Raw genomic sequence first — 26,950 nt, 5'->3', positions numbered from 1 at the left:
ATGCTGCGCAACACCGCGGGGCTGCTCGGGCTCACCGCGCTCGGCGCCACGGTGCTGGGCGCCGCCCTGGCCTGGATCGCCCCGCTGACCTGGACCCTCATCGCGGTGCTGCCGATGATGGGGCCCAGCCAGGATCTGAGGATGCAGGTCGCCGGCTGGTTGATCCAACCGGCCGGGACCACCGCCGTCACCGCGTGCACCGCCATCCTGGCGGTGACCGGTCTGCTCGCGTACGCCCTGCGGGGTTGCCCCGTGCGGCCGGTGAGCGAGACGGCCCCCGACCGGTGACGGACGCTCCGGTGCTCCGGGATCCCGGAGCACCGGCACCGGCCCTAGACGACGCCGGCCAGCAGTTGCCGCGCCATGACGATCCGCTGGACCTGGTTGGTGCCCTCGTAGATCTGAGTGAACAACGGCGGCATGACCCCTGAGCTGCGAAAACCCGTCCGTCTAACGCTTCCCCCAGGATTTTCCCAGAGCTTGCCAGCACCAGAATGCAGGAAATCGCCTCACCGTGAGTCACCTCCAGTCAGCACCTCGACCAGCAGCATGCAATATCTGTCTCGCACCAGATCGAGTCTGTGACGGGGCCGCTCCTCATCCAGAAACGATGATCGTTACGCAGCGTCACAAACAGCCGGTGAGCGAGGTAGACGTCATCAAGGACCAGCAGCGGCGTGGCGGGAGGCAGCCGAACGATCGCGATGTGAGCCGTCCGCATGCTGTGTCGGCACTGATGACGATGCCGCCTTCGTCGACATCAGTTTGCACCAACCCACAGCCGGAACTCTGAAACTGCTAGGTCAGCTTCCAAGCCCGCCCACGCTTTCCTCGCGCCGCGACCGCCACCATACGAACGCCTGGAGCGACAACGGCCGTGAGCACGGTGTCCGACAGGAGCATCAGATACTTGCTTGGAATGAGCGCCGGACGGACAGGCGGTCCGTCGATAAACGGGCAGAATCTTCTACGGTTCCCCACCGTGTTGACAGACGTGATGCCCGACTCCGAGGGCAAAAGCCGCAGGTCCCGTCGCGCCGCGGCAAAAAATTACATCGGGTGGGCCGGCAAAGAGCTAGACATGTCTCTCGCCGATATCGCCCGCTTGACCGGATATGGGCCAAGCACAATCCGCGACTATCAGGTCGGACGACGGGTACCTTCGTTGACGTTCTTGCCTTGCTAGACTTGATCGACAAAGTCCCGCTCGCCGACCCCGAGTTCAAGCAGATCGCTCCACTGCTTCGACTGGGCAAATGCGGGATCGCCGGACCATCCAAGTATCGCCGCCTACCCGTCTCCACCTATCTCGCTGCAGTGCGAGTGGCGGCTCGGCGCACGCGGGACCAGTTGGCGGCGAAGCTTGGTGTGTCTGTCCAGATGGTGTACGACGTTGAACACGGGATTATTCCGGACCGGAGCTACCTTCTTCGGCTGGCGCGGCACTTTTTGACCGCTACCGTCACCATCGATGACATAATTGCCGTTTTCCCTGTTCTCCGGCCCACGGCAGAGGATCTCAAGATTCAGCGCGTTCTGGAAAAGATCCGACTACATCCAGTAGCGGATCCACGACGCCTCCGACTCGAGAACGAACTGGCCCATGAACTCGCCCCATTGGCAAAGCGGATCGCCGCAAGCGCAGCATGGAGACTGAACCGCCCTGACTGTGCAGAGGAGGTGTGGGGAGAGGGCATCGTTCTGGCGATCCGACACCAAGATCCGGCACGGGGACTCTTTATCTCCTATCTCAAAAGCCGTATCGCAGGGCTGCTCATCGATCTCGTACGAGGGAACCTTGTGAGCGGAACCGAAACCATCCTGCACGATTACGGTCCATCCGTTCGGGAGGCGGAAGAAAGTCTGTCTGATCAACTCGGAAGGCTCCCCACTGAGCGCGAGATTGCCCGTTATCTAGACATTCATTGCCGACTAGTCAGCGAGGTCCGGCGCGCGAGGCTTGCCAATTCTACCGTAAGCGTCGACCATCTCGACTTCTTCTTCCAGCACGCTATTGACATCGACTCCTCACCTGAATCTGCTGGCGATAGCCAGTATTTGAGGCGATTGCGGGAGATGCCCGACGACTGGCGCGAGATTATCTATCTCCACTTTCATGACAAGCTCTCAGTCTCAGAAATCTGTGATCTGACGAAATCTTCGGAGGCCTCCGTGATTGAGATTGTTGACCTTGCGTTGGTCATGCTGCGTGGCGGCGACTCAGTGAAGCTCTGACCGAGATTGAAAACCGGAGTCTGCTGCGCCATCGCCGCACGCGAAGAGAATCCTCTGAGCGTGCGGTGGTGGCGGCAGACCCTCGGGTGCATTTAGGCAAAAAACCTGGCCGTGAAGTGGCGTAGCTGGCAGTCGAGGATCGAAGATCATCGGCACCGGTGTTCAGGTGTGTGTCGGCGGGAAGCGGCGACGTGGCGGCCCTCGACAAGGGCGCTGACCAGCTCGCGGGCGCGGGCGATAGTCATGCCGCTACTTGAGGAGGCCGAGGCGTCGGCCGGAAGCTTGACGGCGGTAGGGTCTTGGCGTGCGTTGCGCTGATCCAACGCACCCGCACCGGGCCGCCCGGGAGCATGCACGCGACTCGACGACCTCACAGCAATCTGGCCATACCCGAACCCCGGGGACCTGGAGTCAGGCGTCGATCACTCCGTGACCCTGGCCTGAGCCTTGCCAAGCTTAACACCTACTTCACGCACCGCTTGCTAAGTGCGAAGTTCGGTGATGTCATAGCTGCTGTGATTGCTGACGACATTATCGAGATGCTCGCTACTCTGCGTCGGATAGGCGGTGAGCCTTCGGGTGTCGAAGCGAAGCGGGCCGCCAAAGGGCTGCCGAAGTCCGTTCGCGAGACGCTCTCCGCCTTCGCGAACACCGAAGGCGGGACGATCCTGCTCGGCGTCGACGAGCAGAGTGGGTTCACCCTCGTCGAGCTGACCGATCCCGCCGGACTCCGGAACGCTCTGGTGCAGATGTCACGAGACGACATCACACCCCCACTGCGCATCAGCACCGAGATCGTCGAGGTCGACGGGCACCGATTGGTGGTCGCGGAGGTGCCGCCCGCCCCGGCGGACCAGCGTCCGGTCTACGTCACCGTGCAAGGCATCTCCGGGGGCTCATATCTACGCGGGGGCGACGGCGACCGTCACATGACCCAGGCAGAGATCGCGATGGTCACGGCCGCCCGAACTCAACCGATGTACGACCGCGAACCCGTTGACGGGACCTCTGCGGACGACCTGGACGACGAGGCCGTGCGCCGCACGCTGCGGAGGATGCGGACCGGATACCCGAAGCTCGCGCACTCCGACGATTCCACCGTCCTCTACCGGCTCGGCATAACGGCGGGGCCCGCAACCGAATCGTCGTTGACGCTCGCCGGGCTCCTGGCCTACGGGCAATTTCCGCAACAGCACTTCCCTCAGCTGATGGTCTCGGTGGTCGTGCATGGCCCGGATCCGGCCTCCGGCGTAAGGTTCCTCGACAACCAGACAGTCCGGGGCTCCATCCCTGAAATGGTCGAGACCACCCTTTCGGTACTCCGCCGCAGCCTCGCAGTCCGCGCAGTCATCAGCGATCACGGTGGACGCATGGATGAGGTCGAGTACCCGCTCGAAGCCGTCCGCGAGGCGGTCGTCAACGCCCTGCTGCACCGCGACTACAGCCCCGTGACGAGAGGCACCCAGGTGCAGGTTGAGCTGTTCCCCGACCGCCTTGTCGTCCGCAGTCCAGGTGGCCTCTACGGGGGCGTCGTCGTCGACGAACTCGGCGAGGAAGGCATCTCGTCGTCGCGCAATGCCGTCTTGGCGAGCCTCCTCGCAGACACCTACCTCCCGTCGTCGAACGAACTCGTCGCCGAAAACCGGTCTTCAGGCATCCCCGCGATGCTCGCTGTAGCGCGACGCCGGGGCCTGCCACGGCCGAACTTTAGGAGTTCCATCTCCAGCTTCGTGGTCACCATGGCCCGCTCCGAACTCCTCAATCCCGAAGTTCGCCGCTGGATCGCCGGGCTGCACGCACACTTGCCCACACCCGCGCATGAGATCGCCCTCGCGATGCTGCGCGAGAACTACCTCACGAACGAGATGCTGCGGCAATGGGGCGTTGACCGCATCGCTGCCGGTCAGGTCCTGAGGGATCTCGTTGACCAAGGACTGGCCGTAAAGGAGGGCGGACGGCGCTACGCACAGTACGTACTCGATCCCACAGCAGCCGGTCGGGCAAAGGAGCCGGATCTCTTCACCAACCTCCTGCCTGACGTCAGCGAGGCGCTCAGGAGCCAGGGAGAAGCGACAGCAGGAGAGCTCGTCGAACTCACCGGACTGTCACGCACCGCCGTCCTCAACCACCTACGCGCGCTGGTCGAGGCTGACACCGTCATCGCCGTCGGAGCAGCACGAAGCCCCAAACGACGATACCGATGGGCCGGATCCCTCCCCAATCAATGAGCGGATGTCCACAGGGGATCCCAACCCCAGGATTTGCCCAGAATGCATTCGGCCGTCGTGCGGTCGAACGACAACCGGCGAGCGGGCCGCTAGGTCTCTGCCTGCGGAAACGCTCCGGCCCCGGCATCGCCGGAGCGCATCCGTAGATTACTGACATCTCGGCGCCGCACCAACCACTCCGCCGGATAGGGACACGTCAACGTCAGCGCTTTGACCTGCGCAAACGTAGCCTCTCAGTCCTTCAGCAGTTGCCGCGCCATGACGATCCGCTGGACCTGGTTGGTGCCCTCGTAGATCTGGGTGATCTTGGCGTCCCGCATCATCCGCTCGACCGGGTAGTCGCGGGTGTAGCCGTAGCCACCGAGCAGCTGCACCGCGTCGGTGGTGATCTCCATGGCGGCGTCCGAGGCGAAGCACTTCGCCGCCGCGCCGAAGTAGGTGAGATCCGCGTCGCCGCGCTCCGACTTGCCGGCAGCCGCGTACGTGAGCTGCCGGGCCGCCTCCAGCTTCATGCCCATGTCGGCGAGCATGAACTGGATGCCCTGGAACTCGGCGACCGCCTTGCCGAACTGCCGGCGCTCGGCCACGTACCCCTTGGCGTAGTCGAGCGCGCCCTGCGCGATCCCGACGGCCTGGGCGGCGATGGTGACCCGGGTGTGGTCCAGGGTCTTCATCGCGGTCGCGAAGCCGGTGCCCTCCGCGCCGATCATCCGGTCGGCCGGGATCCGCACGTTGTCGAGGTAGACCTCGCGGGTGGGCGAGCCCTTGATGCCAAGCTTCTTCTCCGGCGCGCCGAAGCTCACTCCGGCATCGGACTTCTCGACCACGAACGCCGAGATGCCCCGGGACCGGGCGGACGGATCGGTCACGGCGAAGACGGTGTAGAACTCGGACACGCCGGCGTTCGTGATCCAGCGCTTCACACCGTTGAGCACCCAGTGATCCCCGTCACGAACCGCCCTGGTGGTCATCGACGCCGCGTCGCTGCCCGCCTCCGGCTCGGAGAGGCAGTACGAGAACATCGCCTCACCGGCCGCGACGGGCGTCAGGTAACGGCTCTTGAGGTCGGCGGAACCGGACAACAACAGCGGCATGGTGCCGAGTTTGTTCACCGCCGGGATCAGCGACGAGGACGCGCAGGCGCGGGCCACCTCCTCGATCACGATGGCGGTGGCCAGCGCGTCAGCGCCCGCACCCCCGTACTCCTCGGGAATGTGCGGGGCGTGGAAGTCGGCCGCCCGCAGCGCGTCGTAGGACGCCTTGGGGAACTCCCCGGTCTCGTCGGCCTCCGCGGCGTGCGGAGCCACCTTCGCGGCGCAGACCTCACGCACCGCCTCCCGGATCGCCTGGTGCTCCTCGGGCAACCGGTAGACGTCGAACGACTCCCCTGCGGCCATCTCGGCCCTCCCCTTCACCACTATCATGCGCAGTCTGTGGCGACTCCTGACCGCCGACCGCGCAGACTGAAGACTAGCGACTGCAGTTCAGGTGATGTTACCGGCGCGTAGGTATGGGCAAGATGGTGCACCCGACGCGCTGGGCGATGATGGAGAACGAGACAGTGAGCCACCCTCCGGTGCCCCGCCCAGGCGCCGCAGCAGAATGCGACGCGACGACGCGACGCCAGTGCGAGCGGAGAAGACAGGCGTGACGATCCCCTACCCCACCATCCAGCCGACCCCCGCCATCGCCGCGGTGACACCGCCTTCAGGCGCACCCCGGCCGCGGGTGACGTTCCTGGGTACCGGTTATCTCGGTGCGACGTACGCCATCTGCTACGCCGAACTGGGGTACGAGGTCCTCGGATTCGACGTCGACGCGGACAAAATCGCGATGCTGAACGCCGGTCAGGTGCCGATCCACGAGCCCGGCCTGGACGAGCTGCTCAAGCGCAACCTCGCCGCCGGCCGCCTGCGATTCAGCACCGACATCGCCGAGACCGCCGACTTCGGCGACGTGCACTTCATCTGCGTCGGCACCCCGCAGCGGGCCGACGGCATGGGCGCCGACCTGTCGTACGTCGAGGCGTCGGTCACCAGCCTCGCGCAGCACCTGACCCGTAAGGCGTTGATCGTCGGCAAGTCCACCGTGCCGGTCGGCACCGCCGAGTGGGTCGAGCAGCTCGTCGGCAAGCACACCCCGGACGACCTGGACGTCGAAGTCGCGTGGAGCCCGGAGTTCCTCCAGGAGGGCTTCGCCGTCGACGACGTCCTGCGGCCCAACCGGATCGTGGTCGGCGTCAAGAGCGAGTGGGCCAACGGCATGCTCTACGCCGCGCACAAGGGCGTGTTCGACCTGGCCGCCACGGAGGACCGCGAGGTGCCCCTGGTGGTCACCGACTTCTCCACCGCCGAGCTGGTCAAGGTCGCCGCGAACGCCTTCCTGGCCACCAAGATCTCCTTCATCAACGCGATGGCCGAGGTCTGCGAGGCCTCCGGTGGCGACGTCACCCAGCTGGCCCGCGCGATCGGCTACGACCCGCGGATCGGCAACCGGTTCCTCCAGGCCGGCCTCGGCTTCGGCGGCGCCTGCCTGCCCAAGGACATCCGGGCCTTCCAGGCCCGCGCTCAGGAGTTGGGCGCCGGCGAGGCGCTGCGCTTCCTGCACGAGGTCGACCTGATCAACCTGCGCCGGCGTACCCGGGTGCTCCAGCTCGCCGCGGACCTGCTCGGCCGCCGCTCCGGCCCGGCCGGCCCGGACTTCTCCGGCACCCGGATCGCCGTGCTGGGTGCCACCTTCAAGCCCAACACCGACGACGTCCGCGACGCCCCGGCGCTCGCCGTCGCCGCGCTGCTGCACAAGGCCGGCGCCGACGTGCACGTGTACGACCCGCAGGGCACCGAGAACGCCCGCCGCGCGGTTCCCGAGTTGACGTACGAGAGCAGCATCAACGAGGCGGTCAGCAACGCCGACCTGGTCTGCGTTCTCACCGAGTGGGCCGACTTCCGCAACGCAGACCCGGTCGCCCTCGGCGAGTTGGTCAACGGCCGCAAGGTCGTCGACGGCCGCAACTGCCTCGACCCGGCACTGTGGACCCAGGCGGGTTGGGAGTACCGGGGCATGGGTCGCCCCTGACGGCACCGACGCCCACCGGCCGGTCATCGAGCACCTCGATGGCCGGCCGGTGTCGTTGTTTGCCCGGGACCCGCCGACAAGAGTCGAAATCCGCGCCAGCTTTGGGCATGCTGCGACAGTGGGAGTCCACAGTGCGGGTGGAGGGGTGTCGTGGCGACCTTTCAATGCTCCTCGTGCGGCCGGGAGATCAAGCCGGCCGTCCGATGCCCGCACTGTGGGGCAGATCAACCACAGTGGGTCGAGCACCTGGCCGACATTGAGCGTTCGATCGCGGAGATGAAGGCGCGCGACGCCGCCATCGCTCGCGAACAGCGGCAGATCGCCGCGAAGATGCAGGCCGCGCTCTTCCAGCGGGACATCCTCGCCCACGCCGGCGAGGAGCGGATCAAACAGGCCACCCGGCCACGTCGGGTGCTGCGCCGCCGCCCCGGCCGGCGGCCACCGACCGCCACCACCGGAGCGCCACCCCGGGTGCCCCGCCAGGGCACTCCACCCGCCCCGGAGGATCCGCCGCCGCCCCCACCCCGGGCCACCTGGCTGGACGTGGACGACCCGGAGCACCCGCCGGAGGCCTCCTCGCGGGAGGTGCAGAACATCCCGCTCGGGCTGGGCGCGCTGCTGCTCGGAGTGGCCGCGGTGGTCTTCGCCGCGGTGGCCACCAGCTCGATGGACGCGCTGGCCCGGCTCGGCATCCTGCTTGTGGCCACCGTGCTGATGCTGCTCGCCCCACCGGCACTGGCCCGACGTGGTCTCACCTCGACCGCCGAGACCATCGCCGCGGTCGGCCTGCTGCTGGTGCCGCTCGCCGGCAACGCCCTCTGGGCGGTGGACCGGATCGGCACCGACGGCGCATCCGGCACGGTCTTCGCCGGGGTGATCTTCGCGGTCACCGCCGTCGTCGCACTCGGGTACGCCGGTTGGACGGGTCTGCGCGCGCCCCGCTTCGCCACCGTGCTCGCCGCACAGCCGGTGCTGCCTCTGCTGGCGTACGACCAGATCAGCGGGCCGGGCGGCTGGGCGCTGGTGCTGGCCCTGGTCGCCCTCGTCAACCTCGGCCTGGCCCGCTCAGGGGTGGCCGTGGAGCGCCCGGTCCGGCAGGACCTGCCACCGCCGGGCCCGCCGTCGGCGCCCCGCCAACGCGACGCCGAGGGCCGACCGGAGGGCGACCCGGAGGAGGCCGCCGAACTGATCGACGCCAGTGGGGGCTCCGCCGACCCACAGCCGGCCCGCCCGGTGCCCGGCCTGCGGGAGCTGACCTGGTTGCTGCACGCTCTGGCGGTCGCCGTCTCGCTGGCGTACGCGGTCACCGCCCTGCTGCGGGCACAGACCGTGCCGACCGCGACCGGCGCCGGGGTGGTGCTGCTGCTGGCCGCCCTGATCGGGCTGGTCGGCGCGCTGGTGCTGCGTCGTCCGCCACTGCCCGACGTGGCAGCCGGCATCGTCACCCTGGCCGTGATCGGCGCGCTCAGCCGAATCGCCTCGGTGGCCCTCCCCGGCCGGGCGCTGCTGCTGATCGCGGCGGTCATCACGGTGACCGGGCTGGCGGTACGCGCGGTCCCGGAGGCGGCCCGACGTGGCCCACAGATCGCCTCCGCGGTGGCGCTGACCGTCAGCGGTCTGGTGGTCGCCGGCGGCGCGCTCCGCGCCGGGGTGGCACCGGTCCGGGCGGCGCTGCCCGCCTGGGGCCCCGACCTCAGCCGGTACCCGGGCGAGTTGGCCGCCGCGGTCGGGCCGACCACCTGGCAGCTCGCGGGTGCCGCATTCCTGCTCACCATCGCGGCGGTGCTGGCCCTGCCCACCGAGATCCGCCGGGAGTTCGCGGTGGCCGGCGCGGCGCTGACCGCGCTCGCCGTCCCGGCCTCGTTCGGTCTCGGCTGGACGACGGCACCCTGGCCAATGGTGATCACCGCGATCGGCATCGGGGTCATCGGGCTGTCCGCCCGCACCGACCGGGCCGCGCTCGCGCACGCCATCGGGGCGGCCGTGGTCGGCCTGTTCGGCGCGGGGGCCAGCCTGTCCAGCCCCACCCTCACCGCCGCGGTCCTGATCGCCCTGTTCGTGGCCGGGACGCTGGTCGCGCTGGCGCCCCGAATCCGGATCGCCTCGGCCGCCTCCGACACGGTCACCGCCTGGGCCGCCGGTGGCGCCGCGTTCGCGCTGCCCGGGGCGGTGGCCGCGTTCGTGGCCGCGACCATGCCGAGCGACCCGACCCCCACCCCGGCGAGCCTCCGCGAGGTGACCGTCCCGGTCCTGGCGGCCAGCTTCCTGGCGGTCTGCGTGACCCTCGGCTACGCCGCCGTCGTGCAGGTCTCCCAGCGGCACATCCCCGCGCCGCTGTCGGTCGGCACCGGCCTGGGCGCGCTGATGGTCACCGCCGCCGCGTTCGGGGCACCCGGCGCGACCGTCGCCGACGCCTGGGTCGGCGCGCTCCTGCTGGTCGCGGCGGTGCTGCTCTTCCTGGCTCCCTCCATCGACGCCGGCCGTCGAGCCGACCTCACTCTCGACGGCTCGGACCTGGCCGCCGCAGCGGTCACCACCGCCTTGATCGCCACGCTGGTACGGATCGGGGCGGTCCTCGCCCCCGGCGGGCAACTGGCCGTGGCCGCCGCCCTGCTCCTGGTGGTCGCCGTCGGCGCCCGCAGCATGCCGGAGGAGTGGCGACGCGGGCCGATCCTCGGCCTCGCCGTCGGCGGCGCCCTGATCGGCGTACTCGCCGGCTGGTCAGCGGTGCGCGGTGGGGTCGGCGTCCTGGCCACCCCCGGCCCGATCTGGCGGGGCGACCTGAGCGACTGGCCGGCCGCCCCGGTCGGCGGTGCCGCCTGGCAGGCACCGGTCGCGCTGGCGCTGCTGGCGCTCGCGGCCGGCATCCTGCTCCCACCGCCCTGGCGCTGGGACGTGTCCGGCGTGGCGGTGGTGCTCGCCACGATCGGCGCGCCAGCCGCGTTCGACCTGGCCTGGTGGTCGCCGGTGCTGGTCGGCGGAATGGTCGCCACCGTGTTCGGAATGGCCGCGGTGGCCACCGAGGAGGCCCGCGCCGGGCTGTCCCGGGCCACCGTGGCCGGGGTCGTCGCGCTGCACGCCGCCGGAGCCGGACTGGTCCGCCCATGGACCACGGCGTTGGCGCTGGGCAGCATCGCGCTGATCGGCGTGGTGGTGGCCACGCTGGCCCGCGTCCTCGCCGGACCGCAGGTCACCGACATCGACACCGAGGGGATGCCACCGCACCTGGCGCAGATCGGTGGCGCGGCGATCGGCGCCGCCCTGCTGGCCCTGCCCGGTGCGGTGGCGGCGCTGGCTGCCGAGTTCGAACACTCGGCGCAGGTGGTGCTGACCGCCGCGCTGGCCGCGACCAGCCTCGGCCTGGCCGCCGTGGCCGCCGTCCGCCGGCAGGTGCCGCAGTATCTGCCCTGGGTCAGCGTGGCGGTGGTCGGCGGGGCCACCATCAGCGCCCTCGCCGCCATCCCCACCGGTCTCGCCGCCGGCGTCTACGCGGCCGCCGCCGCCCTGCTCGGGGTGCTGGCCGAGCTGATCCGCGCGGCCACCGTGCCACCCACCGGCGCCGCCCAACCGGTCCGGCGCTGGGCGGTACGGCTCGACGGCGCGCTCCGGCGACTGCCAGATGATCCAGAGTCGCGGCGGTGGCGGGTCAACCCGGCCGCGGGCGCGTTGGCCGCGGCGGCGCTGCCGACTGCCCTGGCCCTCGCGTCGATCGCACCCGCGCTGGTCACCGCCCTGGTCGAGCCGCACCGCACGCTGACCCGGATCTGGCAGGGCCCGTCGCCGGAGTTGCTCACCCCACCACCGGACGTGGTCAACCCGACCCACGTGCTGACGGCGCTGCTGCTCACCGCGACCGCCGCGTTGGCCGCCACCGGGTTCAGCGGCGGGCGCCGGTCCCGGGCCGTGCCGGTGGTGCTGCCCGGGGCAGCCGTCACGCTGCTGATCGCACCGATCGCGCTGGGCCAGGGCTGGCCCGCCAGCACCGTCGCTGCGCTCTCCGTCTTCACCATCGCGATGCTCGGTCTCGCGCTGACCCCACCGCCGCCACTGGTCGAGCGGGCCCGCTCGCTGCGGCTGGCCCGGGTGCTGGTGTTCGTCATCGGTCTGGCCGGTGGCAGCGCCGGGCTCGCCGGCAGCCTGGCCGACCGGCAGATGACCCTGTTCACCCTCGGCAGCGCGGTCGGGGTGGGCGCGGTGGCGGCACTGTTCGGCACCACCCAGCGGGCGCGCATCCTCGGCTGGCTCTTCGCCTCACTCATGGCGCAGCTCTTCGTGCTCACCGCCGGCCTGGTCGCCGGGCTGGCGGCGGTCTGGTCCGCGTTCGGGGTGCTGGCCGTCGGCGCGGTCCTCCAGGTGCTCGCCGCGACGCTGCCCCGGCTGCGCCGTCCGGAGGCGCAGCGGGAGGCGTCCACTGTGGAATGGACCGGGTACGCTGCCGCGCTGATCGCGTTGGCCCTCGCCTTCGACTCGCCCCGACACATCGCCGCCCTGCTGGCCGCCTGGGGCGCTGTCCTGGGGGTGGCAGCCACCCGAACCGGTCGCCGGCCGGTGGAACGTCGGATCCTGTTCTGGGCGGTGGTGGTCTGTGAGATCACCGCGTGGTGGATCCTGATGCGGGTCGCCGACGTGGCGCTGCCCGAGGCGTACACGCTGCCGTTCGCCGCGCTGGCCCTCCTCGTCGGGGTCCTGGAGCTGCGCCACCGACCGGACATGAGCAGTTGGGTGGCGTACGGGCCGGCACTGGTCGCGGCCTTCGTGCCGACGCTGGCCATCGTGCTGGCCACCGAGTCCAGCACGATGCGGCAGATGCTGCTGCTGCTCGGCGCGGTCGCGGTGCTGGTCTTCGGCTCGTCCAGTCGGCAGCAGGCGCCGGTGATCGTCGGCGCGTCGGTCACCGCGATCACGGCGATCCACGCCCTGTTCAGCCTGGGCCCGTGGCTGGCGCTGATCCCGGTGGGCATCCTGCTACTGGTGCTCGGCGCGAGCAACGAGCGCCGCCGCCGCGCCCAGGAACGCCTACAGACCGCCCTACGCGGCATGAGATAAGGCGGAGGGTCACGGCGGGGTGCGTGAGTAGGCAGGGTGACTGGGCACGGCTCGCGGGTTGCTCACGAGCGACGGGCGCGGCTCGCGGGACGGGCGCGGCCGACGGGCGCGCTCGCGGGTCGGTTACCGCCGACGGCTTAGCGCAGGGTTGCCTGGAGGGCGGCTTCCTTGGTTGCTACCAGCTCTTCCAGGCCCTGCTGGTAGGTCGTCATCTGGGCGCGCAGGTTTTCGTCGCTCGCCCCGAGGATCCGTACGGCGAGCAGGCCGGCGTTGCGGGCGTTGCCGATCGACACGGTGGCGACCGGGACCCCGGCCGGCATCTGCACGATGGACAGCAGCGAGTCCATGCCGTCGAGGTGCTTCAGAGGCACCGGCACCCCGATCACCGGCAGCGGCGTCACCGACGCGACCATGCCGGGAAGCGCGGCGGCACCACCCGCCCCCGCGATGATCACCTTGAGGCCGCGGGCGGCGGCGTCGCGTCCGTACTCGATCATCGCGACCGGAGTCCGGTGCGCCGAGATCACGCGCACCTCGTACGCCACGCCGAAGTCGTCCAACACCTCGGCGGCGGCCCGCATCGTCGGCCAGTCCGAGTCGCTACCCATGATCAGCCCAACCGTGCTCACTGCGGGCCTCTCCTCGTTTCCGAAATCGTGGTTCACTCGTGCCCCTCGCGCAGCCAGCGCGCGGCCCGTGCGGCCCGTGCCCGCAGGTCGTCCAGGTCGTCGCCGAGCACCGTGACGTGCCCGATCTTGCGGCCAGGTCGCACCTGCTTGCCGTACAGGTGCACCTTGGCACCCGGCTCGGCGGCGAAGAGGTGGTGCAACCGCTCGTCGATCGACATTCCGCCCGGCTCACCGCCGAGCACGTTCGCCGACACCACCACCGGGGCGGTCAGCGCGGTGTCACCCATCGGGTAGTCCAGCACGGCCCGCAGGTGCTGCTCGAACTGCGAAGTCCGGGCGCCCTCGATGGTCCAGTGCCCGGAGTTGTGCGGACGCATCGCCAGCTCGTTGACCACGATCGCGGGCCGGCCGGCGTCGTCGCGCACTTCGAACAGCTCCACGGCCAGCAGGCCGATCACACCGAGCGCGGTGGCCAGGTCGATGGCGAGCTGCTGCGCGGAGACCGCCAGCTCCTCGTCCAGGCCGGGTGCCGGGGCCAGCACCTCCACGTTGATGCCGTCGCGCTGCACCGTCTCGACCACCGGGTACGCGGCCACCTGACCGAACGGCGAACGGGCCACCTGCACGGCCAACTCCCGCCGCAGCGGCACCCGCTCCTCGACGATCAGCCGGGTGCCGCCAGCGAGCAGCGTGGTCGCCAACTCGGTGGCCTGGGCGGCGTCGTCGACCATCCAGACGCCCCGGCCGTCGTACCCACCCCGCGCCGCCTTGAGCACCACCGGCCAGCCGACCTGCTCGCCGAAGCTGATCAGGTCGGCGGGCTCCCCGACCGGGCGCCAGGCCGGGTTGGGGGCGCCCAGCTCGGTCAGGCGTTCCCGCATGACCTGCTTGTCCTGCGCGTGCAGCAGCGCGTCCGCCGGCGGGTACAGCGGCACGCCTTCCGCCGCCAGCGTGCGGATGTGTTCGGAGGGCACGTGCTCGTGGTCGAAGGTGACCACGTCGCAGCCCTTGGCGAAGGTGCGCAGGGCGGCCAGGTCGGTGTGGTCGCCGTACTGGACATCGGCGGCGACCAGCGCCGCGCCGTCGTCGGGGGCGGTCGCGAGCACACGCAGTGACTGGCCGAGGGCGATCGCGGCCTGGTGGGTCATCCGGGCCAACTGGCCGCCACCCACCATGCCGACAACTGGCAGACCGGTACGGGAATCCATAGCGCGGCCAGCCTATCCGGGCCGCCGACGGGCCCACCGGGAGGGCTGGCGACCCACCACGGAACCGCTGGCGGGAGCACCCGGCGGACGGCGCGGGCGACTACCCGGCGTGGCGGTGCGCTCAGCTCAGCTCAGCTCAGCTCAGCTCGGCGATTAGTTCCTCCACCGAGGTGACCGGCCGCTGGCAGACGAAACCCCGGCAGACGTACGCGGCGGACCGCCCGTCGACCAGCGGACGGTCGGCGAGCAGCGGCACACCCGGCTGGTCCGGACGGCCGGCGACGACCACCGCCCCGGGCGGGGCGTGCCGGTGGGCGGCGGCCACCAGGGGGTCGCCGGCCGGATCGTCGGTGGCCACGGCGATCTCGTACGGCCCGGAGAGCAACGCCTCGCCGACCATGGCCGCGTACCCGGTGAACCGGGGGTGCTGCCCGACGATCGGCGCGACAGTGCTCAGGGCCGCCTCGGCGGCCTCCCGGTAGCGTGTCTCCCCGGTCAACGCCGAGTACGCCACCAACCCGGCGATCATCGCCGACCGGCCGGACGGCGTGGCGTTGTCGGTCGGGTCGGCCGGCCGGGCGACGAGCCGCTCCGCGTCGTCGGCGGTGTCGTAGAAGGCGCCTCCGGGGGCGGCGAAGTGCGCCAGGGCGGTGTCCAGCAGCTCGCCGGCCAGGGTGAGCCAGCGGCCGTCGCCGGTGAGCTGGTGCAGCGCGCAGAAGGCCTCGGCCACACAGCCGTAGTCCTCCAGGACACCGGCCGGCTCGCCGACCTTGCCGTTGCGGGAGACCCGGCGCAGCCGGCCGTCGACCAGGTGCACGGTGGCCAGGTGCTCGGCGGCCTGGCGCATCGCCCCGTCGGCGACGATGGTGATGCCGTCCATCAGGTTGGCATCCTCGTCCTGTGGGGATACGTACCCGGCGGCGACCTGCTGGAACTCGGCGATGGCGGTGATCGCCAGGCCGTTCCAGGCGGCCACCACCTTGTCGTCGAGGGCCGGCTGCGGGCGGGTGTCCCGGGCGGCGAGCAGCCGTCCGACCACCTGCTGCCAGCGGGCGCGTACCTCGGGCGCGGCATCGTCCACGTCCCGGGCCAGCCGGAGCACGCTCGTGCCCTTTTCGAAGGTGCCGTCGTCGGTGACGGTGAACAGGTCGGCGGCGAACCGGCCGTCCTCCTCGCCCAACGCCTCGACGAGCTGGGCGGGCGTCCAGGCGTAGGTGAGCCCTTCCACGCCCTCGGTGTCGGCGTCCAGGGCGGACGCGAACCCCTGCCCCGGCCGGTGCAGCTCGTCGGCGAGGAACCGGGCGGTGTCCCGGGCCACCCGGCGGGCCAGCGGGTCGCCGGTGAGTCGCCACATCTGGGTGTAGAGCCGCAGCAGCAGCGCGTTGTCGTAGAGCATCTTCTCGAAGTGCGGCACCGTCCAGTGCGCATCCACCGAGTACCGGGCGAAGCCGCCCGCGAGCTGGTCGTAGATGCCGCCCCGGGCCATCGCCTCGGCGGTGTGCCGGGTGATCTCCAGGCTGGTCGGGTCGCCGGTGCGCTGGTGGTGACGCAGCAGGAAGAGCAGGTTCATGTGCGGCGGGAACTTCGGGGCACCACCGAACCCGCCGTTCGTGGCGTCGTACTCGCTGGCCAGCTTCGCGGCTGCCGCGTCGAGCAGCGGGGCGTCCAGCGGCGCGGTGGGGCCACCCACGGCCTGCGCGCCGCCGATCGCCTCGACCACGGCGGCGCCCTGGCCCAGCACCGCCTCGCGCTGCTCCCGCCAGGCGGTGGCGACCGACTGGAGCAACTGGATGAAGTTGGGTCGGGGGAAGTAGGTGCCGCAGAAGAACGGGGTGCCGTCCGGGGCGGCGAAGACGGTCATCGGCCACCCGCCCTGGCCGGTCATCGCCTGGGTCGCGGTCATGTAGACCGCGTCCACGTCCGGACGCTCCTCACGATCCACCTTGATCGATACGAAGTTGTCGTTCATCAGGGCGCCGACCTGCGCGTTCTCGAACGACTCGTGCGCCATGACGTGGCACCAGTGGCAGGCCGCGTAGCCGACCGAGATGAGCACCGGGACGTCCCGCCGCTTCGCCTCGGCGAACGCCTCGTCCGACCACTGCCACCAGTCGACCGGGTTGTCGGCGTGCTGGAGCAGGTACGGGCTGGTGGCGTCGACGAGTCGGTTCACCTGACGACCATAGCCAGCCCCGGCGCGGACCGCGCGGGCTCCACCCGGACGGTCAGGACGCGCCGTCGGCGCGGAGCCGGAACACGTTCGACTCCGCCGAGTCGCGCAGCGACCCCAGCACGGCGCCGATCTTGTCGGCCGGCATCGGCTTGAAGAAGTGGTAGCCCTGCGCGGAGGTGCAACCCAGCTCGGCCAGGGCCATCCGCTGCTCGGCGGTCTCCACCCCTTCGGCGACCACCCGCAGCCCCAGCTCGTGGGCGAGGCCGACGGTCGTCCGGACGATAGCGGCGGCCTCCGGCGAGTCGGCCATCCGGATGACGAAGGAGCGGTCCACCTTCAACTCGTCCACCGCGATCCGGGTGAGGAAGGTCAGCGACGAGAAGCCGGTGCCGAAGTCGTCGACAGCGAGTTGCACGCCCATCGACCGGAGCGTCGCCAGCACCTCGTCGATGACCTCCAGCTCGCTCATCACCACCGTCTCGGTGATCTCCAGAACGAGCCGGTGCGGCGGCACCTGGTGGCGGCGCAACGCGTCGGCGATCTCGGTGGGCAGCCGGGGGTCGAGCAGGCTGCGCGCCGAGAGGTTGACCGAGATCGGGACATCCAACCCCTCCCGGGCCCAACCGGCGGCCACGCCGAGCGCCTTGTTCAGCACGTAACGGGTGAAGGTGCCGAGCTGCTCGCTGTTCTCCACCGGCCGGATGAAGTCGGCCGGGTTCAGCCACCCGCGCCGGGGGTGCTGCCAACGGATCAGCGCCTCCACCCCGGTGGGCGCACCCGTGGCCAGGTCCACCGCCGGTTGCAGTGCCAGCACCAGCTGATCGTCGACCTTCAACGCCTCACGCAGCTCGGCCAGCAGGGCGAGCTGGTCGGTGCTGGCCGCGTCGCGGGCGCTGTCGTACGCGGCGACGTTGCCACCGCCCTCCTTGGCCTGGTACATCGCGATGTCGGCCCGCCGCAGCAGCTCGGTCAGGTCTGCGGTGCCCGCGGCGGCCACCACCACCCCGACCGAGACCTCGATGGACATCCGTACGCCGGCCACCTCGGTCGGCGCGGCCAGCCGTTCGGCGATCTCGCGGGCCTGGCGCAACGCGTGGGCCATCGGGGCGGCCCGGTCGCCGAGCACCGGCACCGCGGTGAGCAGGAGGGCGAACTCGTCGCCGCCGAGTCGCCCGAGCAGGTCGCCGGGGCGGACCAGGGCGTTGAGACGGTTCGCGGTCAGCCGCAGCAGTTGGTCACCCGCCGCATGGCCGAGGGTGTCGTTGACTTCTTTGAACTGGTTGATGTCCAGCAGCAGCAGCGCCACCGGGTGATCGTGGCTGAGCTGTCGCAGCGACTGATCGCCCTTGCTCAGCATCGCCGCCCGGTTGGCGATGCCGGTGAGCGGGTCGTGCACCGCCTCGTACGACGAGCGGGCGGTCACCAGCCGCAGCTCGTGATGGGTCGCGGCGTCGTGCAGCGCGGCGGCGAGCGCGTCGCCGAACGCGGCCACCGCGTCTCGTTCCCGGGCCGTGGGCGGGGCCGAACGGGGGAACCGCACCCGCAGTCGACCGACCGGCGCGGCGCCGACCGACAGCGCCCGACTCAGCTCGTGTTCGTCCGGCTCGGACTGGTCCGGCGGGCCCGTCTCCCGGTCGACCAGCTGACCGCTGGCGTCGCCCCGGTAGCGGTGCCACCGGCCGTCGACCCGGGCCACGTCGACGTCCACCAGTTCGGCGTTGAACAGGGTCAGCGCCCCGGTGACCGCCGCGCTGGCTACGCCCCGCTCGTCGAGCTGGTTGAGGGCGGCGGTGGCCTCGGCGAAGGCCCGCCAGGTGCGGCGCTCCTGATCGGAGCGCAGCCGGTACCGGTAGGTCTGTTGCAGCAGCCACAGCAGCGGCGGCAGCAACAGCAGCCAGCGCGGGTCGAGCTCCAGCAGAGCGACCACCACGAGGCCGACGGCCACGTTGCCGACGAACATCAGCAGCTTGCCGCGCAACGCGGCGAGCAGCGGCGGCCCGATCGGCAGCCCGTGCCGCAGACCCAGCGTCACCCCGCCCAGCCAGGCGGTCACCAGGAGGTACGTCACCGAACCGGCGATCACGGCCAGCGCCAGCATCGGGGTGGGCGGAGAGAGCAGCGGCCGACCGAGCGCGGTGGTCACGGAGACGGCCAGCGCCGACGCGGCGGCCAGCGACGCGGCGATCCGGACGATCTCCAGGGCCGGGCGGCGGTCGTTGTGCAGCGACAGTATCGTCCAGGCCAGCCCGGTGCCGAGCAGCGTGGCAGACGGGAGCCAGCCGGCTGGGGTCAGGTAGAGGCAGACGATCAGGGCGGCCTCGCCCCAGGTGATGCTGACCATGCCGGCGGCCGAGCGGAATCGCAGCCGGGCGAGCTGGGCGAGGGCCAGCACGGCGACGGCGATGCCGAAACGGGCCGGACCGCCGAGGGGGTCGTCGGCCGGCAGCCGGACCGGGAGGGTCAACCCGACCGCGGCGGCGGCCAGGGCGGTCAGCGTGACGGCGGCGGTGAGCACGAGCAGCCGGCCCGGTGTGCCACGCACCCCGAGCCGATCGAACGGGTCGTCGGCCGGACCGGAGGTCATCGACCTTGCCCGTCAGCCGACCGGCCGACGTCGCGGCGGGCGGCCGGTGCTGTGCTGGTCATCGGCGCCCCCTCCCGCACACGGCTCGGAGACTTTTGGTCCCCCCGGCGGAAGGCTAAGCCAAACCGGGTGGTCGCAACAGGGGGCGACCACCCGGTTCGGCGTGATTCATGCGCGGACTACCCGTTCAGGTGCTGCTGGTGCCCGTTGGGAGCGGGCGTGGATGAATCACGCCCCCCGGTCCCGTCTGTCGGATCGACGACTGCCGCATCGGCCCTGGTCGGGTCGGTCGACCCGGACTGCTGGGGAAAACGGTCCGGCAGGCGGCGCAGCCGAGCGTTCATGTTGCGGATCAGCAGGATGGTCGCGGTGGCCAGCAGCAGGATGAGGAAGAGGCCCATCGGCCCGGCCAGACCACCCGTGCGGGTGTCCCCGAAGTTGTTCTCCGCGAGCACCTGGGTAGCGGTCAGCATGGCGTTCCTCCGATGTGCGGTTGGTAACCAGGGTAGCCCTGCCGGGAATCAGCGCGCGTGCGCCGTCTCCCGCACCCCGGCGAAGAGATCGGACTCGGGCAGCGGGCTGTCGACCATCGAGCGGGCCAGCTCGTAATCCTCGGTCGGCCAGGCGCGCTGCTGGAGCTCCATCGGCACGTGGAACCAGAAGCCATCCGGGTCGACCTGGGTGGCGTGGGCGCGCAGCGCGTCGTCGCGGACCGGGAAGTAGTCCGCGCATTCGACCCGGGTGGTGATCCGGGGGCCCTTGTCGGGCCGATCCTCCCACCGCTTGAGCCACTCCTCGTAGGGCGACTCCAGACCGGCGGCCAGCATGCCCTCGTGCAGGGCCATGATCTTGCCCTTGGAGAAGCCGATGTCGTAGTAGAGCTTCAGCGGCTGCCAGGGCGCACCCAGCTCCGGGTAGCGCTCCGGGTCACCGGCGGCCTCGAACGCGGCCACGCTCACCTTGTGGCACATGATGTGGTCGGGGTGCGGGTAGCCGCCCTCTTCGTCGTACGTGGTCACGACGTGCGGACGGAACTCGCGCATCAACCGCACCAGCGGGCCCGCGGCGACCTCGACGTCCTGGAGGGCGAAACAACCCTCGGGCAGCGGCGGCAGCGGGTCGCCCTCGGGCAGGCCCGAGTCGACGAAGCCCAGCCAGGCCTGGTCCACGCCGAGGATGGCCCGCGCGGCGTCCATCTCGGCCCGCCGAATCTCGCCGATGTTGGCCCACACGTCGGGCCGGTCGAGCTTGGGGTTGAGCACGCTCCCGCGCTCGCCGCCCGTGCACGTCACGACCAGGACGTCCACCCCCTGAGCGACATACTTCGCCGTCGTCGCCGCGCCCTTGCTCGACTCGTCGTCCGGGTGCGCGTGCACGGCCATGAGACGCAGTTGCTCTGCCAACTTCGGCGCTCCTCGTCTGTGCCGGACGGTGGACCCGACCGGGCTCGACCGGCTGACCTGCCGGGATCTTCCTCACCGCACCCTGCCGCCGGTCACCGGGCCGGGCATGACCTGCCATTGCCGCCGCTGGACCGGGTGGGAGGATGGGGCTCTGCCATTCTTGCCGATGCCGCCGACAACAACGCCAGGAGATACCCGCCGGTGACCGAGACGCACGCCACAATTTCACCAGGCGCGCCGGTGTTCCCGGCCGGGCGCTACGGCCGCCGCCGGGCGCCGGGCGGTCAGCGCCGCCGTACGCTGCTCGCCGCGCTGGCGCTGTTGGCGCTCGTGGCGACGCTGACCGTGATCTCGGTCCGGCTCTACCGCCAGTACGGCGACCCGGCCTACGACGCCCAGGTGATCACGTACACCGACATCACGGACAATCAGCTGATTGTCGACTTTCGGGTGACCGTCCCGCCGGGTGGATCAGCGGTCTGCGTGCTGCGGGCCCGGGACCGTGCCGGTGCCGAGGTGGCCCGCGAACAGGTCACCGTGACCGCGGATCCGGGAGATCGACACGTCACCACCCGGCACCGCCTGGCGACCACCGCGCGGCCGTTCATCGGCGAGGTCCTGCGCTGCCGACCACCGTCCTGAGCTGCCCTGACAGCACCGAAACCGGGGCTGAGCGAGCGCCTACCCGGGGTGTCAATCACAGACACCGGCGGTGATGGCCGACACGCTGTGTCGTACCGCACTGGTAACTTGGTAGTTCACCTGTCAGCCAGCCACGCACAACTGAGGAGAACGCCTGTGTCCACTGGCAACGAGGCGCCCGCCACCTGGCTGTCGCAGGACGCGTACGACCGCCTCCAGGCCGAGCTCGACGAGCACATCGCCAACCGTCCGGCGATCGCAGCCGAGATCAACGCGCGGCGCGAGGAGGGCGACCTGCGGGAGAACGGCGGCTACCACGCCGCCCGCGAGGAGCAGGGCAAGGCCGAGGGTCGCATCCGCTACCTGCAGGAGTTGCTGCGCACCGCGAAGGTCGGCGAGGCCCCGACCGCCGACGCGGTGTCGCCGGGCATGGTGGTGACGATCTACTTCGACGACGACACCAACGACACCGAGACCTTCCTGCTCGGTTCTCGGGAGATCGCGGCCACCACCGACCTGACCGTCTACAGCCCCGAGTCCGCGCTGGGCAAGGCGATCCTGGGCGGCCGAGCGGGGCAGACCTGCACCTACACGGCGCCCAGCGGCGCCGACATCAAGGTGACAGTGGTCAGCTTCGAGCCGTTCTCCGGCTGACCATCGCCGGTCGCGCCACCCGCTGCCGGCCAGGCTGACCGACGCCGACCGCTGTCGGCCGGGCTTGACCCGTCGCCGGCGCCCGCTCCGAACCATCGCGCATCCGAGGCGTGGCACCCACCGGTGTCACGCCTCGGCCGCGAAGACCACCTGGTATCCGCTGGCCCGCAGGGCACTGATCAGCGTGTCCGAGTGCTCGACGCCCCGGGTCTCCACCGACAGCGCCACCTCCACCTCACCGAGGCCGAGGTGCGGGTTGGCCCGCTGGTGCTCCACGTCCACCACGTTGGCCCGGTGCTCGGCGATCTGGCTGAGCAACGACGCGAGCTGCCCCGGCCGGTCCGAACAGCGGACGGTCACCCGCAGGTAGCGGCCCGCCGCCGCCAACCCGTGCTCGATCACCCGCAGCATCAGCAACGGGTCGATGTTGCCGCCGGAGAGCACCGCGACCACCGGCGTCTCCACCTCGACAACGCCGGCCAGCAGCGCGGCGACGCCGACCGCCCCGGCCGGCTCGACCACCTGCTTGCCGCGCTCCAGCAGCATCAGCAGGGCCCGGGAGATGTCCTCCTCGGAGACCGTGACGATCTCGTCGACCAGCTTGCGCACGTGGTTGAAGGTGATCTCCCCCGGTCGGCCGACCGCGATGCCGTCGGCGATGGTGGAGAAGACGGGCAGCCGGACCGGTTCTCCGGCCACCAGTGAGGGCGGGAACGCCGCCGCGCCGGCCGCCTGCACACCGATGATCCGGACGTCCGGCCGCAACGCCTTCGCGGCCACCGCCATGCCCGAGATCAGACCGCCGCCGCCCACCCCGGTGATGATCGTCTTCACCTCGGGGCACTGTTCGAGGATCTCCAGCGCCACCGTGCCCTGCCCGGCGATCACGTCGGGGTGGTCGAACGGGTGGATCAGCACCGCGCCGGTGCGCTCGGCGTACGTGTGCGCGGCGACCAGCGACTCGTCGACGGTGTTCCCGGCCAGCTCGACCTGCGCGCCGTACCCCTTGGTGGCAGCCACCTTCGGCAGCGGCGCGTTGACCGGCATGAAGACGGTGGCGTGCGTGCCGACCAGACCGGCGGCGAGGGCCACGCCCTGCGCGTGGTTGCCCGCGCTCGCCGCGACCACACCCCGCTCCCGCTCCGCCGCCGACAACCGGGAGATCCGGACGTACGCGCCCCGCACCTTGTACGAGCCGGCGCGCTGCACGTTCTCGCACTTGAGCCATACCGGCCCGCCCAGCGCCGCGCTGAGCGGTCGGGAGGGCTCGAGCGGGGTGGTCCGGACGACGTCGGCGAGCAGTTTCCGCGCAGCCCGTACGTCGTCGAGGCCAACCAGTTCCGTCATGCCCCGATCGTGCCACCCGCCCCCGGGCCCTCAGGCCGTGGGCCCCGGCCGTTGGCCAGCACGGGCATGCCGTGCCGCAGGGCCGGGCGTTGATCCACTCCAGATCGCCGACATGGGGTTGTGTCAGGTCCGCCCTGACAGCGCCACATCGATCTGGTGTGGATCATGACGCGGGCACGGCCCCCGGCGTCTCCGGTGTCGCCTCAGCCACCGGGGCGGGCGAGGCCGCCGGGGCGGGCGAGGCAGCCGGGGCGGGCGAGGCAGCCGGGGCGGGCGAGGCAGCCGGGGCGGGCGGGGCGGGCGGCCACGTCTGCGCCGGCCAGGCTGGGGCGGTCGGCCACGCCGGGGCGGCGCGGGCGATCCGGGCCTCCTGCGCGGCGGAGATCCGGTGGATCAGCAGGATCAGCGTCACCGCCGCGATCGCGGCACCCAGCGCGGGCAGCGTGTTGCGGAGCAGGGAGTCCTGGTAGTAGTTGACGTACGCCTGGTAGCCGGCTTCGTTGAACGGGGTCTCCGGCAGCTTTTCGTACGCCCTGTCGTCGGCGCGGCTGCTCAACCGTGAACCGACGCTGAACACCAGCCAGGAGCACCACCAGACGCCCACGGAGGTCGGCGTGAACCGCTGCCAGAGGCTGTCCCGCGCCACACTCGCCATGACCCGCGCCGGCACCACGAAGTTCGCGAACGGCACCAGCCAGCCGGCGATGGCCCAGCCGGATCCCAGCGTCGGCAGCGCGCCGGGGAAGGCGTCGGTGTTCTTGCGCGCCCGGTATATCCAGATGATCACCAGCACGGCGGCGGTAAGGTGCGCCACCGTCATGGTCAGCGCCACCAGCCCGGTGACGATCACCCCGCCGAGCAGCAGGTCCGCGTCGTCGTGGGCCATGGCCCGCCGGGCCAGCACCATCCCGATCACCGGGGACAACGCCACCACCAGGTACAGCACGGCGGTCGCGCCGACGGCGACGCTGGCCGCGAGCCCGATCCCGCGTACGCGGTAGGTCGGCACTCCCGGCGCGACGGCAGGCTGACCCAGCGGCGTGTAGCAGCGCTGGCATTCGTTGTGCTCGGGGGACGTGGCGTCCCCGCAGGTCTGGCAGCGCACTGGTTTCTCCCGGGTCCGCGCGACGTGGCGCGCACACGCTAGACGATCATGCGCTGGCCGGCGACCCCGTTTCGACGAGGGGATAGCCGGGGGCGTGGCGCGTCCACGGGGCGGCCATCTCGAACTGACCGGCCACACCGAGCAGCAGCAGCTCCGAGCCGGGCGGACCGACCAGTTGCACGGCCACCGGCAGGCCGTCCGGGCGGCGGCCGACCGGCACGACGACCGCCGGCAGGCCGGCGATGTTCCAGGGTGCGGCGTACGGGGCGTACCGGATGTTGGCCGACATGTTCGCCCGCCAGGACCGCTCCGACCAGCGGGCCGCCTCCGGTGGCGCGCTGGCCAGGGCCGGGGTGAGCAGCAGGTCGACCGAGTGGTCGGTGAAGAAGTCCACCGACCGTTGCCGCCAGGCCGCCCGGTCCGCCTCCCGCACGTAGCCGCGACGCTGCGCCCACTCGCCCAGCGCGACGTGCCGCCGGGTACGCCGTTGCAGACCGCGCCGGTCCAGGCCGGAGGCGCGGACGTCGGTGGCGGCTGCGGCGAGCCAGGTGGCGATGCCCTGCAGGCCCAGCGCGGTGGGGTAGACCGGATCGGCCGGCACCGTGTCGTGCCCGGCGGCGGCGAGGAGCCGGCCGGCGGCGGCGACCGCGTCCCGGTTGGGCGCGTCGGGTGCGACACCGCGCACCGGGGAGCGCAGCGAGACGCCCACCCGCAGCCGCTGCGGCGGGACCAGCTTCTCGGGACGGCGACCGGCGAGCACCGAGAAGCCGACCGCCGCGTCGGCGACCGTGCTGGTCAGCATGCCGTGCTCGGTGAGGCCGAACCAGTCGTCCGCCCCGAGCTGGCAGGGGACCACGCCCCGACCCGGCTTGAGCCCGACGAGTCCGCAGCAGGCCGCCGGAATCCGGATCGAGCCGAGACCGTCGTTGCCGTGCGCGATCGGCACCAGCCCGGCGGCGACCGCGGCGGCGGCGCCACCCGAGGACCCACCGGGGGTACGCGTGCTGTCCCACGGGTTTCGGGTCACCGCGCTGTCGTCGTCGGTGAGTGCCCACAGCCCGAGCTCCGGCATTCGGGTCACGCCGAGGATCACCGCGCCGGCGCCGCGCAGCCGACGCACCACCTCGTGGTCGGCCTCCGCGACGCCGGTGCGGGCGGCGGCCGACCCGTTCCAGGTGGGCAGGCCGGCGACCGGGGTGTTCTCCTTGACCGCCACCGGAACCCCGGCCAGCGGCAGGTTCGCCAGGTCCTCCTGCTCGTCGACCTTCTCCGCCTCGGTGATCGCCTCACCGCCGCGAACGGCGCGGAACGCGGCCAGCTCACGGTCGGTTCGGGAGATGTATTCGAGGTGGTCGGCGACGACCTGGGTCGCCGAGACGTCACCTCGGCGTACGCCCCGGGCGATCTGCTTGGCGGTCGCTCCGACCCAGGTCGCCATGATGTCCTGCACGGCCATCCTTCCCCAGCGGTCAGCCCAGTGCCTGCTCCAGATCGGCGAGTAGGTCGTCGACCGTCTCGATGCCGACAGACAGTCGCACGAGATCGCCGGGAACTTCAAGCGGCGAGCCGGCAGCACTTGCGTGTGTCATCCGACCCGGGTGCTCGATCAGGGATTCCACGCCGCCCAGCGACTCGGCGAGCACGAAGAGCTTGGCCCGGTTGCAGATGTCCACGGCGTGGTCCTCACCACCGGCGGCGCGGAACGAGATCATGCCGCCGAACCGTCGCATCTGCTTGGCGGCCACCTCGTGACCGGGGTGCGAGGGCAGCCCCGGATAGATCACCTGGGCGACCTTGGCGTGCCCGTCGAGGTACGCGGCGAGCCGCTCGGCGTTGTCGCAGTGCCGGTCCATCCGTACCCCGAGGGTCTTGATGCCCCGCAGGGTGAGCCAGGCGTCGAACGGGCCGTTGATCGCGCCCATCGCGTTCTGGTGGTAGCGCAACTCCTCGCCGAGCCCGGCGTCGGCGACGACGAGCGCACCACCGACCACGTCGGAGTGCCCACCGATGTACTTGGTGGTGGAGTGCACCACCACGTCCGCGCCGTACGCGATCGGCTGCTGGAGGTACGGCGAGGCGAAGGTGTTGTCGACCACCAGCAGGGCGCCCGCGTCGTGGGCCACGGCGGCCAGGGCGGCGATGTCGGCGATTCCGAGCAGCGGGTTGGTCGGCGTCTCCACCCAGACGATCTTCGTGCGGCCAGGCTGCACGGCCGCCCGGATCGCGGCCGGGTCGGAGACCTTGGCCGGGCTGAACTCCAGGCCCCAGCGCTGAGCGACCCGGGCGAAGAGCCGGTACGTGCCGCCGTACGCGTCGTCCGGGATCACCACGTGGTCGCCCGGCTGGCAGACGGCCCGCAGCAGGGTGTCCTCGGCCGCCAGGCCGCTGGCGAAGGCGAGCCCCACCGGCCCACCCTCCAGCGCCGCCAGGCACTCCTGCAGCGCGTCCCGGGTCGGGTTGCCCGAGCGGCTGTACTCGTAGCCGAGACGCGGTGCGCCGACCGCGTCCTGCGCGTACGTGCTGGTCTGGTAGATCGGTGGGATCACCGCGCCGGTGCGGGCCTCAGGGTCCTGACCGGCGTGGATGGCGAGCGTCTCGAAGCCGTGACTCATGCTGGTGAG

At 71.2% G+C, this 26,950-nt stretch carries 18 protein-coding genes; 7 read left to right on the top strand and 11 right to left on the bottom strand.

Translation table 11 applies throughout. From position 1 onward, the window contains the following. The 3 genes from ABZU52_RS02285 to ABZU52_RS02275 all read left to right on the top strand — a co-directional run bounded on the left by ABZU52_RS02285 (position 1) and on the right by ABZU52_RS02275 (position 4,463). A complete protein-coding gene (locus ABZU52_RS02285; protein WP_354969287.1) occupies positions 1 to 288 on the top strand; it encodes a hypothetical protein in 288 nt (95 codons plus the stop codon). A gap of 900 nt (positions 289 to 1,188) precedes the next feature. Beyond that, positions 1,189 to 2,235 carry a helix-turn-helix domain-containing protein gene (locus ABZU52_RS02280; RefSeq protein ID WP_354969286.1) on the top strand — a complete coding sequence of 349 codons (1,047 nt, stop codon included), beginning with the start codon at positions 1,189 to 1,191 and terminating at the stop codon, positions 2,233 to 2,235. Positions 2,236 to 2,750: 515 nt separating this feature from the next. After that, positions 2,751 to 4,463 (top strand): ATP-binding protein, encoded by a 1,713-nt coding sequence (locus tag ABZU52_RS02275; RefSeq protein ID WP_354969285.1) that lies wholly within the window; start codon positions 2,751 to 2,753, stop codon positions 4,461 to 4,463. A 233-nt stretch (positions 4,464 to 4,696) separates the two neighbouring features. On the opposite strand, the gene ABZU52_RS02270 is transcribed toward ABZU52_RS02275, so the two are convergent. Further along, a complete protein-coding gene (locus tag ABZU52_RS02270; protein ID WP_354969284.1) occupies positions 4,697 to 5,860 on the bottom strand; it encodes an acyl-CoA dehydrogenase family protein in 1,164 nt (387 codons plus the stop codon). A gap of 250 nt (positions 5,861 to 6,110) precedes the next feature. On the opposite strand from ABZU52_RS02270, the gene ABZU52_RS02265 reads away from it, so the two are divergent. Both ABZU52_RS02265 and ABZU52_RS02260 read left to right on the top strand, forming a co-directional pair. Further along, a complete protein-coding gene (locus ABZU52_RS02265) occupies positions 6,111 to 7,538 on the top strand; it encodes a UDP-glucose/GDP-mannose dehydrogenase family protein (RefSeq protein WP_354969283.1) in 1,428 nt (475 codons plus the stop codon). A gap of 150 nt (positions 7,539 to 7,688) precedes the next feature. Continuing rightward, the gene (locus ABZU52_RS02260) at positions 7,689 to 12,584 is read left to right on the top strand and encodes a permease (RefSeq protein ID WP_354969282.1); all 4,896 of its coding nucleotides are present in this window, start codon (positions 7,689 to 7,691) and stop codon (positions 12,582 to 12,584) included. Positions 12,585 to 12,721: 137 nt separating this feature from the next. Here the strand turns inward: ABZU52_RS02260 and purE are convergent, their stop codons facing one another. From purE to mca, 6 genes are all read right to left on the bottom strand, one after another. Next, a complete protein-coding gene (gene purE / locus ABZU52_RS02255; protein WP_354969281.1) occupies positions 12,722 to 13,213 on the bottom strand; it encodes a 5-(carboxyamino)imidazole ribonucleotide mutase in 492 nt (163 codons plus the stop codon). Between the two features lie 32 nt (positions 13,214 to 13,245). Beyond that, on the bottom strand, positions 13,246 to 14,421 hold the full coding sequence (locus ABZU52_RS02250; protein ID WP_354969280.1) for a 5-(carboxyamino)imidazole ribonucleotide synthase: 1,176 nt from the start codon (positions 14,419 to 14,421) through the stop codon (positions 13,246 to 13,248). A 136-nt stretch (positions 14,422 to 14,557) separates the two neighbouring features. Further along, positions 14,558 to 16,594: a thioredoxin domain-containing protein gene (locus tag ABZU52_RS02245; protein WP_354969279.1), complete on the bottom strand. Its 2,037-nt coding sequence runs from the start codon at positions 16,592 to 16,594 to the stop codon at positions 14,558 to 14,560. 52 nt (positions 16,595 to 16,646) lie between these two features. Next, on the bottom strand, positions 16,647 to 19,178 hold the full coding sequence (locus ABZU52_RS02240; RefSeq protein ID WP_354969278.1) for a bifunctional diguanylate cyclase/phosphodiesterase: 2,532 nt from the start codon (positions 19,176 to 19,178) through the stop codon (positions 16,647 to 16,649). A 179-nt stretch (positions 19,179 to 19,357) separates the two neighbouring features. After that, a complete protein-coding gene (locus ABZU52_RS02235; RefSeq protein WP_354969277.1) occupies positions 19,358 to 19,651 on the bottom strand; it encodes a hypothetical protein in 294 nt (97 codons plus the stop codon). Positions 19,652 to 19,699: 48 nt separating this feature from the next. Further along, positions 19,700 to 20,581: a mycothiol conjugate amidase Mca gene (gene mca, locus ABZU52_RS02230; protein ID WP_030337950.1), complete on the bottom strand. Its 882-nt coding sequence runs from the start codon at positions 20,579 to 20,581 to the stop codon at positions 19,700 to 19,702. A gap of 201 nt (positions 20,582 to 20,782) precedes the next feature. On the opposite strand from mca, the gene ABZU52_RS02225 reads away from it, so the two are divergent. Further along, positions 20,783 to 21,223, top strand: coding sequence for a DUF4307 domain-containing protein (locus ABZU52_RS02225; RefSeq protein ID WP_354969276.1), 441 nt, complete (start codon positions 20,783 to 20,785; stop codon positions 21,221 to 21,223). A gap of 156 nt (positions 21,224 to 21,379) precedes the next feature. Then, entirely contained in the window at positions 21,380 to 21,877 is a 498-nt protein-coding gene (greA, locus tag ABZU52_RS02220; RefSeq protein WP_091394193.1) for a transcription elongation factor GreA, read from the top strand. Between the two features lie 126 nt (positions 21,878 to 22,003). Here greA and ilvA read toward each other — a convergent pair whose 3' ends face one another. The 4 genes from ilvA to ABZU52_RS02200 form a co-directional block, all read right to left on the bottom strand. Continuing rightward, the gene (gene ilvA / locus ABZU52_RS02215; RefSeq protein ID WP_354969275.1) at positions 22,004 to 23,224 is read right to left on the bottom strand and encodes a threonine ammonia-lyase; all 1,221 of its coding nucleotides are present in this window, start codon (positions 23,222 to 23,224) and stop codon (positions 22,004 to 22,006) included. Between the two features lie 163 nt (positions 23,225 to 23,387). After that, complete coding sequence (locus tag ABZU52_RS02210; protein ID WP_354969274.1) at positions 23,388 to 24,329, bottom strand: DUF4328 domain-containing protein; 942 nt, start codon at positions 24,327 to 24,329, stop codon at positions 23,388 to 23,390. Between the two features lie 46 nt (positions 24,330 to 24,375). Further along, positions 24,376 to 25,785, bottom strand: a complete 1,410-nt coding sequence (locus ABZU52_RS02205; RefSeq protein ID WP_354969273.1) for an amidase family protein — start codon at positions 25,783 to 25,785, stop codon at positions 24,376 to 24,378. Positions 25,786 to 25,798: 13 nt separating this feature from the next. Next, the gene (locus tag ABZU52_RS02200) at positions 25,799 to 26,941 is read right to left on the bottom strand and encodes a cystathionine gamma-synthase (RefSeq protein ID WP_354969272.1); all 1,143 of its coding nucleotides are present in this window, start codon (positions 26,939 to 26,941) and stop codon (positions 25,799 to 25,801) included. Between the last annotated feature and the right edge of the window lie 9 nt (positions 26,942 to 26,950).

It is taken from the genome of Micromonospora sp. NPDC005220, from assembly GCF_040607895.1.
Lineage (GTDB): Bacteria > Actinomycetota > Actinomycetes > Mycobacteriales > Micromonosporaceae > Micromonospora.
The sequence above is the reverse complement of the archived record's forward strand: the minus strand, read 5'-3'. Positions and strand labels throughout refer to the sequence as shown.